Origin of the sequence: Shewanella sp. K8 (genome assembly GCF_028823715.1) — a bacterium.
Taxonomy (GTDB): Bacteria; Pseudomonadota; Gammaproteobacteria; order Enterobacterales; family Shewanellaceae; genus Shewanella; species Shewanella algae.
This window is the reverse complement of the sequence record NZ_JAPEHY010000006.1, coordinates 60,322-73,837: the sequence shown is the minus strand read 5'-3', so window position 1 is coordinate 73,837 and position 13,516 is coordinate 60,322. Positions and strand designations below refer to the sequence as shown.

General features: G+C 53.1%; 11 protein-coding genes and 1 riboswitch. Of the genes, 5 read left to right on the top strand and 6 right to left on the bottom strand.

All coding sequences use genetic code 11. The annotated features are described in order from the left end of the window. The first annotated feature begins 215 nt into the window (after positions 1 to 215). The 3 genes from ON072_RS05010 (at position 216) to ON072_RS05000 (ending at position 3,831) form a co-directional block, all read left to right on the top strand. A complete protein-coding gene (locus ON072_RS05010; RefSeq protein ID WP_129978785.1) occupies positions 216 to 965 on the top strand; it encodes an electron transfer flavoprotein subunit beta/FixA family protein in 750 nt (249 codons plus the stop codon). Beyond that, positions 966 to 1,889 carry an electron transfer flavoprotein subunit alpha/FixB family protein gene (locus ON072_RS05005; protein WP_109248488.1) on the top strand — a complete coding sequence of 308 codons (924 nt, stop codon included), beginning with the start codon at positions 966 to 968 and terminating at the stop codon, positions 1,887 to 1,889. A gap of 90 nt (positions 1,890 to 1,979) precedes the next feature. Then, positions 1,980 to 2,178, top strand: a riboswitch (Lysine riboswitch). An 81-nt stretch (positions 2,179 to 2,259) separates the two neighbouring features. Continuing rightward, the gene (locus tag ON072_RS05000; RefSeq protein WP_028779072.1) at positions 2,260 to 3,831 is read left to right on the top strand and encodes a Na+/H+ antiporter NhaC family protein; all 1,572 of its coding nucleotides are present in this window, start codon (positions 2,260 to 2,262) and stop codon (positions 3,829 to 3,831) included. A 131-nt stretch (positions 3,832 to 3,962) separates the two neighbouring features. On the opposite strand, the gene brnQ is transcribed toward ON072_RS05000, so the two are convergent. Both brnQ and ON072_RS04990 read right to left on the bottom strand, forming a co-directional pair. Next, positions 3,963 to 5,285 carry a branched-chain amino acid transport system II carrier protein gene (gene brnQ / locus ON072_RS04995; protein ID WP_096141480.1) on the bottom strand — a complete coding sequence of 441 codons (1,323 nt, stop codon included), beginning with the start codon at positions 5,283 to 5,285 and terminating at the stop codon, positions 3,963 to 3,965. Positions 5,286 to 5,969: 684 nt separating this feature from the next. After that, the gene (locus ON072_RS04990) at positions 5,970 to 8,108 is read right to left on the bottom strand and encodes a M3 family metallopeptidase (protein ID WP_144167444.1); all 2,139 of its coding nucleotides are present in this window, start codon (positions 8,106 to 8,108) and stop codon (positions 5,970 to 5,972) included. Positions 8,109 to 8,381: 273 nt separating this feature from the next. Here ON072_RS04990 and ON072_RS04985 point away from each other — a divergent pair, with 273 nt between their 5' ends. Both ON072_RS04985 and ON072_RS04980 read left to right on the top strand, forming a co-directional pair. Further along, positions 8,382 to 8,960 carry a thymidine kinase gene (locus ON072_RS04985; protein ID WP_025009412.1) on the top strand — a complete coding sequence of 193 codons (579 nt, stop codon included), beginning with the start codon at positions 8,382 to 8,384 and terminating at the stop codon, positions 8,958 to 8,960. Between the two features lie 274 nt (positions 8,961 to 9,234). Beyond that, the gene (locus ON072_RS04980; protein WP_186298906.1) at positions 9,235 to 10,080 is read left to right on the top strand and encodes a tetratricopeptide repeat protein; all 846 of its coding nucleotides are present in this window, start codon (positions 9,235 to 9,237) and stop codon (positions 10,078 to 10,080) included. 13 nt (positions 10,081 to 10,093) lie between these two features. Here ON072_RS04980 and ON072_RS04975 read toward each other — a convergent pair whose 3' ends face one another. The 4 genes from ON072_RS04975 to ON072_RS04960 all read right to left on the bottom strand — a co-directional run bounded on the left by ON072_RS04975 (position 10,094) and on the right by ON072_RS04960 (position 13,407). Beyond that, positions 10,094 to 11,209 carry an FUSC family protein gene (locus ON072_RS04975; protein ID WP_028779076.1) on the bottom strand — a complete coding sequence of 372 codons (1,116 nt, stop codon included), beginning with the start codon at positions 11,207 to 11,209 and terminating at the stop codon, positions 10,094 to 10,096. Positions 11,210 to 11,423: 214 nt separating this feature from the next. Further along, entirely contained in the window at positions 11,424 to 11,885 is a 462-nt protein-coding gene (locus tag ON072_RS04970; protein WP_107111145.1) for a methyltransferase family protein, read from the bottom strand. Between the two features lie 137 nt (positions 11,886 to 12,022). Next, on the bottom strand, positions 12,023 to 12,322 hold the full coding sequence (locus tag ON072_RS04965) for a DUF3861 domain-containing protein (RefSeq protein WP_208163532.1): 300 nt from the start codon (positions 12,320 to 12,322) through the stop codon (positions 12,023 to 12,025). Between the two features lie 257 nt (positions 12,323 to 12,579). Continuing rightward, positions 12,580 to 13,407 carry a hypothetical protein gene (locus ON072_RS04960; RefSeq protein WP_025887646.1) on the bottom strand — a complete coding sequence of 276 codons (828 nt, stop codon included), beginning with the start codon at positions 13,405 to 13,407 and terminating at the stop codon, positions 12,580 to 12,582. Positions 13,408 to 13,516: the final 109 nt, after the last annotated feature.

Below are 13,516 nucleotides of genomic sequence, written 5' to 3'. Positions count from 1 at the left end.
CATTAATTTCTTTATTTAACTCAATTCTACGACCATGAAAGTTGCCAAGTGTTCAAAAAACTGGCCTTAAAGTGTGACAGAAGTGACAAACGAGCGTTTAAGTTGCTGTTGACGTTAACGTCAACAGCACGTAAAGTTGAGCCATCCTGTACTGATGGCCCTGGTATCATCGGTACGCAACCCACATTAGATACAAGGTGTAGGAAGGAAACCCTATGAAAGTATTGGTGCCAGTAAAACGTGTGGTCGATGCCAATGTGAAGGTCAGGGTCAAGGCCGACAACACAGGCGTTGAAACAGCCAACCTGAAAATGGCGTTGAATCCATTTTGTGAGATTGCGGTAGAAGAAGCCGTGCGTCTGAAAGAAGCCGGCAGTGCTTCTGAAGTTGTCGTTGTCAGCATAGGTCCCAAGGCGGCACAGGAGCAGCTGCGTACCGCACTGGCTCTGGGTGCCGACCGTGCCATTCACATCGAAACCGATGAAGAGCTGGTGCCCCTTTCTATTGCCAAACTGCTCAAGGCGGTGCAGGACAAGGAACAGGCGCAACTTATTCTGCTCGGTAAGCAGTCCATCGACGGCGATAACAACCAGACAGGACAGATGCTGGCGGCGCTCGCCGGTATGCCTCAGGCAACCTTTGCATCTGAAGTGAAGCTGGAAGGCGAAACTCTGCTGGTCACCCGGGAAGTGGATGGCGGCTTACAGACTCTGTCCATGCCTCTGCCTGCCGTGGTCACCGCAGATCTGCGTCTGAATGAGCCCCGCTATGCTTCTTTGCCCAATATCATGAAAGCCAAGCGCAAGCCGCTGGAGACCATGAGCATTGATGACCTGGGAGTGGCGCTCAAGCAGCACGTACAGGTGTTGGACGTAGCAACGCCGGCCAGCCGTCAGGCGGGTGTGATGGTGGCTTCCGTTGAGGAGCTGGTGGACAAGTTGAAAAACGAAGCGAAGGTGATCTAAATGGCCGTATTAGTAATAGCAGAACACGATAATACCAGCCTGAAACAGGACACAGCCAAAGTTGTCGCCGCAGCCAAAGCCATAGGGGGAGATATTCACCTCTTGGTTGCCGGTCAGGATTGTAAGGCCGCCGCCGATGCTGCCGCCAAGCTTGAAGGCGTCAGTAAAGTACTGCTGGCCGATAACCCTGCCTATGGTGCTCATCTTGCCGACAATATTGGTGAACTCATCTTGTCTCTGAGTGGCGACTACAGCCACATTCTGGCTGCAGCTTCAAGCCAGGGTAAGGACATACTGCCAAGAGTGGCGGCTTTGCTGGATGTGGCTCAGCTTTCTGAGATCACCAAGGTGATTGATGCCGATACTTTTGTCCGTCCCGTCTATGCCGGTAACGCCATGGCGACCGTTAAGAGTCTGGACGATAAGAAAGTGGCCACAGTACGCGCCAGCGCCTTCGACGCCGTTGCCGAGACAGGCTCAGCTGAAATCAATCAGCTCGATAGCGTCTTTGACGCCAAGAGCAGCTTTGTATCCCAGAGCCTGACCGAGTCGGCTCGTCCGGAGCTTGGCAGCGCCAGAGTCATTGTTTCCGGTGGTCGCGGTATGGGTAGTGGCGAAAACTTTGCCATGCTGGAAGCATTGGCCGATAAGCTTGGCGCCGCCGTAGGTGCATCGCGGGCAGCAGTGGATGCCGGCTTTGTTCCCAACGACCTGCAGGTTGGCCAGACGGGTAAAATCGTGGCGCCAGAGCTTTATATCGCTGTGGGTATCTCCGGGGCGATTCAACATCTAGCCGGTATGAAGGACTCAAAAGTCATTGTGGCCATCAATAAAGATCCTGAAGCGCCTATCTTCCAGGTTGCCGATTATGGCTTGGAAGCTGACCTGTTTGATGTTGTGCCTAAATTGAACGAGTTGATTTAATCTGTGATCTAGGTCACGATAGGCGGCTTTGGGGTAGCATCCTCAAAGCCGCCTATGTTTTTATGTGCCTCACGCCTGACATCAGGCGTCCTGAGAAGTAGAGGCGCACTAAATATCAGTAGCGGTAAGCAGGGTGATTCCGTTTATGTATCGCGAAAGGATTTGGTGCCGAAGTGGTTGCGACTTATCAAGGTCCACCGCTGGGGCTGTTACCAAATAGGGGCAGCACTGCCATAGTATATTCTGTCGGGATGACAGATTGATGTTACTATGGAGCGCTACTGAAAGGACAGGTGCTACTCGGTATGCCATTGCCTTTTCCCACCAGTTCAGTTGCCCTCCATTCGTATTTAACGAAGAACAAGACTCAATGACACTAACAAGTTATGCCGATTCGGCACTCTCTTTGTTGCCGCCGGTTGTGGCAATTTTATTGGCGATCCTCACCCGTCGGGTGCTGTTATCGCTGGGACTGGGGATATTGATTGGAGCCCTGTTGCTCAATCAATGGTCGGTATTGGACACCGGGGTTTATCTGGGGCAAAGGGTGCTTTCCCTGGTATGGGACGATGGCGCTTTCAATGCCTGGAACCTGTATATTCTGGGGTTCCTGGTGCTGCTGGGGATGATCACTGCGCTGATCACCGTCAGTGGCTCGGCCAGAGCCTTTGCCAACTGGGCCAGACAGCATATCCGTAATCGCCGTGATGCCAAGCTGCTGACCATGTTTCTCGGCTGTGCGGTGTTTATCGATGACTACTTCAACAGCCTGGTGGTGGGCAGTATCGCTAGGCCTCTGACCGACAGATATTATATCTCCCGCTCCAAACTGGCGTATCTTTTGGATTCTACCGCGGCGCCCGTGTGCGTTATCTCGCCGGTGTCCAGTTGGGGCGCCTATATTATCGCCCTTATCGGCGGCATTCTCACCGCCCACGGGTTTACCGAGACCGGACATCTGAGCGCTTTCGTGCAGATGATCCCGATGAACTTCTATGCCCTGTTTGCCCTGGCGCTCTTGCTGTGCGTCACCTTTATGGAGCTGGATATCGGCGCCATGCGCAAACACGAGCTCAACGCCCGCAAGGGCAATCTCTATGATGAGTCCAAGGGGCTGCCACCCGGCGCCAATGCCGATCTGCCCGAGGCGGAAACCGGCCAGGTGCACGGCCTGTTCCTGCCCATAGGTGTCTTGGTGGTGGCGACCTTCTATTTTATGGTTTCCAGTGGTGCCGATGCCCTGGCGGCAGAAAGCCTGCCTTTCAGTATCATAGGTGCCTTCGAGAAAACCGATGTGGGCTCATCTCTGTTCTTTGGTGCTTCCATCGGTCTGGTGGTGACGCTGCTGCTGGCCTTTATCCAGAAGATTGAAGCCAAGATGATCCTCAAGGCACTCACCTCGGGTGCCCGTTCCATGTTGCCGGCCATCTATATTCTGATGTTTGCCTGGACCATAGCCGGGATCATAGGCTCACTGGAAACCGGCAAGTTTATGGCCAGCCTCGCCAGTGGCAATATTCCCTTTGCCTTGTTGCCGGCCGTGCTGTTTATTTTGGCTGGGCTTACCGCCTTTTCTACCGGCACCAGCTGGGGCACCTTTGGTATCATGTTGCCGATTGCCGCCGATATGGCCATGGGCAGCCACAGTGGCATGATGTTGCCTATGCTGGCCGCCGTGCTTTCCGGGGCTGTGTTTGGCGATCACTGCTCGCCGATATCGGACACCACGATTCTGTCATCCACAGGTGCCAGCTGCCATCATATCGACCATGTGCTGACTCAGTTGCCCTATGCGGTCTTGGTAGCAGTTATTTCCCTCGGCGGCTATATAGTACTCGGCTTTACCGAGTCGGTATGGCTTGGGCTTGCCAGCAGTTGTGTGCTGTTTATGCTCGGGCTGGTGTGGCTCAAGTGGCAGCAGCCCAAAAACAGTGCTGCCTAACCGGCCAATTAAAAAACGCTGCCTCGGCAGCGTTTTTTGTTACCTATATTTCAGGGCCATTGGAGTTGGAGGCGTACTCTCGTCTTGGATATTCAGGCTAAATACCTATTGATTCAAACTGGCCTCGCCAATTATTTTTGTGGCAGCTCTATTGAGTTTTCCGTGATGACGCGAGCCGATGCCGAGCGGGCAAACAGAGTCAAACTCGTCGCTATGGCCAGAACAATAACCGTCGGGACAATCCAAGCTGCATAGCAAGCGTATAAGGGTAGATATTGGTTCAAAATTGCATCCAGGTTGGCAGGCATACTGCCGAGAATATGCAAGGCGTCCAGAGCGCCAAAGATCAACGCTGCCGCTAAGGTTGCAAGTACGCCAGACATGGACACAAGGCGCCGTAGCGGCGCAATCAACAACAAGGCAATCGCAATCGGATGCAGGGCTACCACGACGGGTTGGGTGATCTGTAAAAGTTGCTCCAGACCAATATTGGCAACCAATGCTCCAATTATCATGGTGACCAGCACACTGTTACGGTAAGACACGTTACTGAATGTGCGGCTATAAAACTCACTGCCGGCAGTCGTCACGCCGATTATCGTCGTCAGGCAAGCCAATATCATCACTGCCCCCAACAGCAAGGTACCTAAAATACCAAAATGTGTTGTGGTAAAGGTGGTCAGAATATCCCCGCCGTTACTGTATTCACCGACGCTGCTGGCGCCGATATAAGCCAGGGAGATGTATACCAGTGCCATAGCCACAGCGTACATCAAGGCGGCAATCAGGGTATACCTGGTAATCGCCTTTGGCTGAGTGACACCCATACTTTTAATCGCGCGGAAGATAACCCATCCAAAACCGATAGAGCCCAAGGCGTCCATGGTCATATATCCTTGAGTCACACCTTCGGCAAATGCGCTGCTTACATAGGCGCCGGTCGCCTGGGAAATGCCTTGACTCGGAAACAACAGTGCGGCGATAGCCATTGCCAGTAGGATAGCCATTAGCGCCGGCGTCAACCACTTCCCCAGGTTGTCGACCAGTTTGCCCGGATACAGGGAAAACAGCACAGCGATAATGCAGAAGATAATTGAAAAAGGACCCAGAGCGTTGTCACCGAAAAACGGGCTAAAACCGAATTGGTAAGCGACTGTGATGGCGCGAGGAATGACAAATGCCGGGCCAATCACGATAAATACCATAATCCAGAACGTGGTAGCCAGAGGGCGGGGAAGTACTGAAGTCAGGTTATCGGAGCCCCCCACCAGGGCCACAATGACCAAAGCAAAGGCGGGTAAGCCCACACCGGCCAGTAGAAAGCCCGCCATGCCCTGAAACAGGTTTTCGCCTGCCTGATAACCCAAAAATGATGGGAAAATAAGGTTGCCGGCGCCTAAATACAAGGCAAAGGTCATAAACCCCAAAGCGGCTATATTGCGTGCACTTAACATAGTCTTCCTCAAATATGTCAGCTTTGAAGTAACCAGCAAGTGAGCGTTTTGATGACTCTGCCAGCGACTCTCACTGACAGAAAATAAAAGATAATAGCCTGTCAGCCCCGGTTGAGTTCCAGAGAGAGCAGGAGGAGATTGGCGACGGTCACTTGTTGGCGACTAGGCTGCAAACAACTTGTGGAAGTGACCAATGACATACAAAATCCAGGCTGACAGAAAATACGGGAGGAGGCTCCTCCCTGCGTGGATCCCTTATAAACCTATCTCTTGGAACCTGGCAAGCCTTAAATAGTGGATAGTGCGTATTTCAACATTTTCTCCACTCACAGGAATAAGCCACTAAAAATTCTTTAAAGAAACATTAACGATTCAATCCGACTTCGACAGGCCCCGGCATGCCTTCAGTCAGATGCCTTGAACGGCAAGTTGCTGTGCAAGCCACTCTCTACAAAAGAGAACGCCACGAGGACTTATTCGCACCTTCCTTAGGTATCACGTGTCCATTTTCAAGGGGTTGCAAAATAGACCCGGCCCTGATTACGGGGAGAATGAGTGCCGGTGCTGGAAGTCGAATGGCTTGTCATAAAAAAACACCTGAGCCGGAAGACTCAGGTGTTTTTCTGCTTAAGTCCGAGGTGTAATCTCGCCCCTCGGACTTAAACTGTTGTCAGCGCTCACTTATCAGAGCAGACCACGACGCTTGAGCAGGGCATCGGTTGTCGGCTCTTGGCCACGGAAGTTTTTGTAAGCTTCCATAGGTGGCACGCTGTTACCCACTTCGCGGATAGTCTTGCGATACTTCATGCCGATATCCCGTTTCAGGCCGCCTTGGGTCTGTACATAGGCAAAGGCATCGGCCGCGAGGATTTCGCTCCACATATAGGCGTAGTAGCTGGCACTGTAGCCACCCGGGAAGGCATGGGCAAAGTAGGTCGACTTGTAACGTGGTGGCACGGCTTCAATGTTCAGGCCGTGCTTTTCAAGCGCCTTGGCTTCAAACTCGGCGACATTCTGCAGCGGTGCGTCCTTGTCCAGTGAGTGCCACTCCATGTCTACCAGGGCGGCTGCCATATACTCCAGGGTGTCGAAGCCCTGGTTGAAGCTGCGGGACTTCAGCAACTTGTCCAGCATCGCCTTGGGTAAAGGCTCGCCGGTTTGGTAGTGCTTGGCATAGTTGGCCAACACTTGTGGATGACCGGCCCAGTCCTCTTCGAAGGTGGATGGGAACTCGACAAAGTCACGGGATACCGCAGTACCGGACAGGCTGGGGTAGGTTACTTTGGAGAACATGCCGTGCGTACCGTGGCCCAACTCGTGGAACATGGTGGTTACTTCGTCATAGCTGACGAAGGTGGCTTCGCCTTCCGGTGCCTTCTTGATGTTCATCACATTGACCACCACAGGCTTGTCGCCCTTGAGCAGGTTCTGGTTGACGAAAGAGCTCATCCAGGCACCGCCGCGCTTGCCTTCACGGGCGAAATAGTCGCCATAGAAGATGGCCATGCTGCTGCCGTCGGCATCGAACATTTCCCAGGCTTTGACATCAGGGTGATAAACCGGCAGATCCGGCCGTGGCTTGAAGGTTACCCCATAGAGTTGGTTGAGGGTAAAGAAGACGCCGTCTTCCAACACTCGATTGAATTCGAAGTAAGGCTTGAGGCTGGCCTCATCCAGATCATATTTCTCCTGGCGCACCAGTTCGGCATAGAAGGCCCAGTCCCAAGGCTTGAGCTGGAACTTGCCACCAGTCTTGTCGATCATCGCCTGGATATCGGCGGCTTCTTTCTGGGTGTTGGCGACAACGGCCGGCACCATGGAGCCGAACATCTCATAGACGGCCTCGGGTGTCTTGGCCATCTGTGGGCTCAGGCGGTAACTGGCCCAGTTATCAAATCCCAGCAGGGCGGCGCGTTCGGCGCGCAGTTGCGCCAGGCGGGCCACCAGAGAGGCGGTTTCGTTTTCACCTTCAAGGCCGCGGTAGGCCGAGGCTTCCCAAATCTGTTTTCTCAGCTCTCGGTTTTTCAGCTGAGCCAGCACAGGCTGGCGAGTGGTGTTGGTGATGCTGATCAGGTATTGACCATCGAGCCCGGCTGCCTTGGCATCGGCCGCGGCATTGCGAATGGCCGAGTCGGACAGACCCTCCAATTGAGCAACGTCAGTAACAGTTACGGCGATTTCTTTGTTCATCCGCATCAGTCGTTGCTGGAATTCGTTCACCAGCTTGGACTGCTCTTCGTTCAAGGCGCGGATCTGGGCTTTTTCGTTCTCGGTCAGCTTGGCGCCGGCAAGCACAAAGCGTTGGTGGTACACCTCAATAAGGCGCACTTCTTCGCTGCTCAGGCCCAATTGCTGCCGTTGAGAGTAGAGGCTGTCGATGCGGACAAACAGCTCCGGGTTCAGGTTGACGTTGTCTGAGTGGGCCGCCATCTTGGGCGCCATTTCACCCTGAATTTTACGCAGTTCAGGGTTGGAGTTGGAGCCGGTCAGATTATAGAAAACGCTTGAGGCGCGGCTTAGCAGTTCACCGGATTTTTCCAGGGCGACTATGGTGTTGGCAAAAGTGGGTTTCTCTGGGTTGTTGGCAATGGCCAACACTTCCTGGTAGTGCTCGGCAATACCGGCTTCGAGTGCAGGCTTGAAGTGTTCATCTTTGATCAGGCGAAAATCCGGGGCCTGATATTGCAAGGTGCTCTTGGCAAAAAGTGGATTGCTTTGAGTGGCTTCCGCACTTGCCAGATTTGTGTCCTGAGGATTGTGGGTGCTGCAGCCAGAAATAGCCAGTGTGGCGCCAACGGCCAGCGCCAGAAGAGATTTTCGCATTATTATGACTTCCATCTTTAGTTATGAGTTTTTTAGCGCAACTTAGCACTTGTTGCTTAAAAGTGGCTGAATTTAATGTTTATAGCCTACATAATCGCGACGTTTGCAGGCCAGCAGCTTATTGATAAAGAAGTGTAACAAATTGATTTTAATGGGTAGATTCAGCGAATGCTGAATCAATGCTCAAGTTTGGCTGCATGGGGCATGCATCCTGTATTTATGTGGTAAAAAGTGTAAAATTGCGGCCGGAATTTTTCTCAGGGGAGAGCCGTTTTGGCGCAACTTTATTTCTACTATTCGGCGATGAATGCCGGGAAATCCACCTCTTTACTGCAGTCATCCTATAACTATCGCGAGCGCGGCATGCATACCCTGGTGATGACACCCGCCATAGATGACCGTTTTGGAGTGGGAAAGGTCGCTTCCAGGATCGGTATTGAATGTGATGCACGTATTTTTGCCCATGATGACAATCTGCTCGAGATGATCCGCGCCGAACATGAGCGTCAGCACCTGAATTGTGTGCTGTTTGATGAATCCCAGTTTCTCAGTAAAGAGCAGGTCAAACAGCTGGCCTATGTGGTCGACATCCTGGATATTCCTGTACTTTGTTACGGTTTGCGTACCGACTTCCAGGGCGAGCTGTTTGTTGGCAGTCAGTACCTGTTGGCCTGGGCCGACAAGCTGGTAGAACTGAAAACCATCTGTCACTGTGGTCGCAAGGCCAATATGGTGATCCGTCGTGATGGGGCGGGTAACCCGGTGCGCGAGGGTGAGCAGGTGGCGATAGGCGGCAATGAGAGTTATGAGTCTGTCTGTCGTAAGCACTACCGCGAATTGATTTGGGACTGATGTGAGGCGTCGCGTTTGCAAGCCCGAAGCGGCAAGTTCAATAGTAAAAGTGTAGGCGAACAGCCAAAGATATAAATAAAGCGATAAAGAAAGAGATAAAGAAAGGAAGCTTATGTCGTCTATTTCCCCTGCTGGAAGCCGTATATCCAGAAAGCGGTTGCCGGGTTTGTTGCTGTTGTTGCTGGGCTCAGTTTTGCCATTGCAGGCCGTTGCAGATAAAGCCGTTCCCGCCTCAGAAATTAAAGTGATTCAAAAGCTTATTTTTGAAAGGAAGATGGCAGAGGCGGCGCCCAGACTGGATGCGGCCATAGAAAATTATCCGGACTCCGGGCGGCTGGCATTTTTGCTTGGGCAGCTTTATTACTTCAGCAATATCCCCAATTATCCCAAGGCGGTGGCGGCCTATGACAAGGCCGAGCCCATGCTGTCCAAGGACTCTGAACTGTATTTTTTCCGCGCCGCGGCCAAGGCTCAGGTGCTGTCCGCTTATTCCCAACGCCTGCGTCCGGACTATAGCGGCGCACTGGCCGATTACCGCAAAGCCGAGGCTTTGGGATCGGAGCGTGATCTCAGGTTGGATATTGCCAGGACACTCTATGAAACCCGGGACTATCCGGCAGCGCTGGAGCAGATAAACCGCTATCTCAATAACAAGCCTCAGCTTTGGGGCGATGGCCAGATGCTCAAAGGCAATATCCTGGCACAAATGGGCCAGCATGAGGCAGCGCTCAAGAGTTATCAACGAGCCGCGAGACAGTATGACTATCTGGATAAGCTGCAGTTTTATCAGGCCGTCAGCTTGCGGGCGTTGGGACGATCCGATGAGGCTCTGGCGCAGCTCGATAAGGGATTAAAGCGTCAGGGCCGTGCGTATTTTCAGCTTGTCTATCTCAAAGCCATGCTGAGCTATGAGCAGAAACAATACCAAGAGGCCGCCCTGTTGTACCAGCAGCTGATTGAAAGGCGCCGCGGCTGGGCCTTACCCTTACTGGGCTATTACAACAGCTTAAGCCAGATGGGAGAGGGACCCATCAGCATCAGCCATATACTGGATCTGGCACTCGAGCTTGACCCTGAAGTGGTGATCCACTTTCATCAGCAGGACCTGTTGCGGCTGTAACGCCGGCGGCCAGTTACTCGGGAATATCCAACTGGCGCTGGGAAGATGCTTTGCGCTTATAAGCCAGATCCAGGCTGGCCAGCTCGCCATGAATGGCCAACAGCGCCTGGGCCAGTTGATAGATAAGCCAACTGTAACCGCTGAGTGCGAAACCTTGATGGGCCGATTCCGGCGAGTCGTCGCTCGGCTCAGATGGCAGTTGCTTAAGTAGCTGTTGCTGCAATTGATAGCCGAGTCCCAGGGGGAGTTTGGGGCAGTCGGGTGTGTTGCCGGCCACATAGTCCGCCAGATAGGCAAACTCTCGCTGTAGCCCGCTGGCTACCTGTTTGACTCTGGCATAGGCCTCATCCTCTTCGGCCTTCCAGCGGGTGAGCAGCAGTAGCTCCAAAAGCGTGATCACCCTTATCTGTTTGTTGGCCAGCTCGGTCAGAGTAGCGGCCTCTTTCTTCAAGGTTTGGCTTTCCCATTCCAGCGAAAACAGCAGTTTTTTCTGCGCCAGCACAGCCTTCATCGCCGTTTCCAGCGACTTACGGGCATTTTCCGGCTCTTCCTGGCCGGCATTGAGATGCTGCTCCAGCACTTGGGTCATGATTTTCAGTGAGCTTGCCAGCTGGGCCCGCCAGTCCTGTTTGGCCTTGATTGGCAGCACAAACAGGGATACCAGCACGGCAATCACGCAGCCGATGAGAATATTGGCGGTGCGCCATAAGGCTTCCGAGGTGTCGTGGTTGGCGTCACCTATCACTATGATCATGGTGAACCCAGCCACCAGGTAGGCATAGCTGTAGCGGCCGGCATTGATATAGCAGACTATGCTGACCCCGAGGATCAGTAAGCCCATCAAGTCCCAATAGCCGCCCATGGTGATCACCAACAAGACCCCATAAGCCGAGCCCAAGCAGGTGCCTATGGCCCGCTGCAGCGATTTTTCGATAGCGCCGCCCACTTGTGGCAGGCCCATCATGATGATCACTATGGTGACCATGCTCCAGACAAAGTGAGGCAAAGACCAGATGGCGTTGATGGCGGCGGCAATAAACAGTGCCAAGGCCAGTTTTACCGTGTGTACGGCGCGGGAATGGCGATAGATGAAATCGGCGAAGGCGGAGGCTCTGGCAAACAGGGGCATGGCAGTGTCTCAAAAAGCGTATGGGTTGACCGTCAAGGGCAATTATGACAGAGATGAATCGCGATGGAGTCGGCGGTGGCCGGGAAAGGTGCAAACTGGGAGCCACAATTGCCTGACGGCAAGGCCTTTATGCGCTGGATCACAGCTTGTCCCCTTGTGGCATCATTCGAATGTGGTTTTTTGCCTGGGGCAGGTTTACAAGAGGAGGCCCGGGTTAGATCCAGCGTCTGACTCTCTGACAATAGGTGCGGTAGGGTTCACCAAAGAGTTGCTGCATCGCCCGCTCTTCTGGAAGGATCTGAAAGCGCTGTAAATAGGCAATAAACAGGGCGACCAAGAGCAGCAGCCAGAGTGAGTTGAGGAAAAATGTCTGCGCCAGCAGCAAGAACACAAATCCCAGATACATGGGATTGCGTGAGCAGCGATAAATCCCCGAGGTTACCAGCGTTGAACTTTGCTCCGGCACCCTGGGATCCGGTGTCGTCCCATGGCGTTTGAAGCTGAGTACTCCCGCCAATGGGATAATCAGCCCGGCCGCCAACAGAGAAAAAGCGAGGCTCAGGCTGAGGCTGGAAGGCAGGCCGGAAGAGGGCAGCCAATAGGACGTCAGTTGCAGCAAAAGAGCAAACAGCAACAAGAGAGCCAGGGGCGGCAGTTTCTTTTCCAATCCAGACATGAATGATGCAGCTGTGAGTATTAGATGCCGCTTAAGATGACACGGCCCAAGCTGTGAATACAAGCACTAAATACAAGTTGTTAACGCCTGGGGCTCTTGCCAGGGTGATAACACTGCATTCCTTGCCATGAAGCTATTTAGGCGCTGCGGTTTCCTTGTTTGAGCTGTTTCATAAACTGCATAAAGTGAGGCCGAAACTCATCGAAGAGTGGATTTTTACGTTGCTCCAGCATCACTTCACTGAAGAGTTTAAGGCCAACGGCAAAGGCGGCAGCCTGATCTTCATCGAAGTCCTGTCGCTGTTTGATTTTGTCCGCTATGGCAAAGACATCGTCGTGATTGCCGACTTCAAATTTGAGCGCCTGTTGATAGCTCGATGGCATACCGTTTTGATCTTCGAGATGTTCGACACTGATACGGTATTTGTGTTGTTTCATTGAGGGCTCCATTGACTAGAGGCCGCCGCGCGGCAGCGGCGTGGATATGAACCGGGACAGCATTGCAAAAGCGCTGCGAATAAACACTTTAACTGTCAGGGAGCTCTCAAGGATAAGGGATTTGCCTAAATTTACATGCCAGAGTGCCAGATGCGGCCGGGTCGCGTGGCATAGATTTCCCGGCAGCGGCTCTGAAGCCGTTCAGGCAACAATGCTGGCAAGCATTGGCTTGGCGAGCCTGCCGGGATAGGTGCTGCCTATCTGTTTTTCATCAGGGTATCGTAGAGGCGCTTGGCGCAGGCAAAGTTGGGGCCTACGTCTTCCCGGGTGCCGTCTGAGCCGTGATCGTTATCCAGGCGCCAACTGAACATGCCCCGCAAGCCATTGTGAATGGCGAACTCAGTCCACTGCTCAACTTGTTCGAGCGGGGTTTGTACCCGGGAGTTTTCACTGCAGACTCCGCCCATCAATATCTCGGCTTTTAAACCGGCATCGAGCCAAACCGCAGCATCGCGGGCGGTATTGATGGAGGAGTAGTCCTGCATTTCCACCGCATCGACATTATCGTTAAAGGCCTGGATAGCTCCCTCTCCGTAGAGGTAACTCGGTCCTTCCCCGGGCCAGGGGACTGAAACGGCAATTCCGAGACCGGCAGCACGAAATTCAGGCCCCAACTGAGTGACGAATTCGGCCACTTGCTTCATCGCCTCTCTTTCTTCGGCGTCTATGTTTATCCCTGTGTAGTGATTGTCCTTGAGCCAGGAGACAATATTGCGGGTAGAGAGATTGTTGTCACTCTTGTTACTGGCAACGCTTGCCTGTATGCCTTCACTGCCAATTCCGGCATAAAGCTCGATCCCCGGCGCTTGAGAGAGCAGCTGATCTTTGATGGCATCGGCATATTTGCCACTCATTTCAATACAGTAACCACCAGAGTGAATAGCCGACAACTGGCCGAATGCCAGGCTGTAGCGACTGGCAAGGTGCAACGGGACCAGGTTGTTGACCAGATTATTCAGGCCAACAGGATTCCAGGTATCGTACCAGGTAGCGATTTCAAAACCTTGGCTTATTTGTGAGTTCATAGGGTGTCCTCCATGACATGGCTGAAGTGGCGATAACCTTGGGCTTCCTTGTCCTTGTGGTGCTGTCGGTTGCCGGGGATATGCCGGGTCACAAATCTATAGTCGATGC

Bases quoted from the DNA above. Each gene is read 5' to 3' on its own strand.
- ON072_RS04975 (WP_028779076.1), bottom strand. From the start codon at position 11,209: ATGCCCCTGTTTGCCAGAGCCTCCGCCTTCGCCGATTTCATCTATCGC.
- brnQ (WP_096141480.1), bottom strand. From the start codon at position 5,285: ATGTTAAGTGCACGCAATATAGCCGCTTTGGGGTTTATGACCTTTGCC.
- ON072_RS04960 (WP_025887646.1), bottom strand. From the start codon at position 13,407: ATGAACTCACAAATAAGCCAAGGTTTTGAAATCGCTACCTGGTACGAT.
- ON072_RS04970 (WP_107111145.1), bottom strand. From the start codon at position 11,885: ATGTCTGGATTGGAAAAGAAACTGCCGCCCCTGGCTCTCTTGTTGCTG.
- ON072_RS04965 (WP_208163532.1), bottom strand. From the start codon at position 12,322: ATGAAACAACACAAATACCGTATCAGTGTCGAACATCTCGAAGATCAA.
- ON072_RS04980 (WP_186298906.1), top strand. From the start codon at position 9,235: ATGGCAGAGGCGGCGCCCAGACTGGATGCGGCCATAGAAAATTATCCG.
- ON072_RS05010 (WP_129978785.1), top strand. From the start codon at position 216: ATGAAAGTATTGGTGCCAGTAAAACGTGTGGTCGATGCCAATGTGAAG.
- ON072_RS04990 (WP_144167444.1), bottom strand. From the start codon at position 8,108: ATGCGAAAATCTCTTCTGGCGCTGGCCGTTGGCGCCACACTGGCTATT.
- ON072_RS05005 (WP_109248488.1), top strand. From the start codon at position 966: ATGGCCGTATTAGTAATAGCAGAACACGATAATACCAGCCTGAAACAG.
- ON072_RS05000 (WP_028779072.1), top strand. From the start codon at position 2,260: ATGACACTAACAAGTTATGCCGATTCGGCACTCTCTTTGTTGCCGCCG.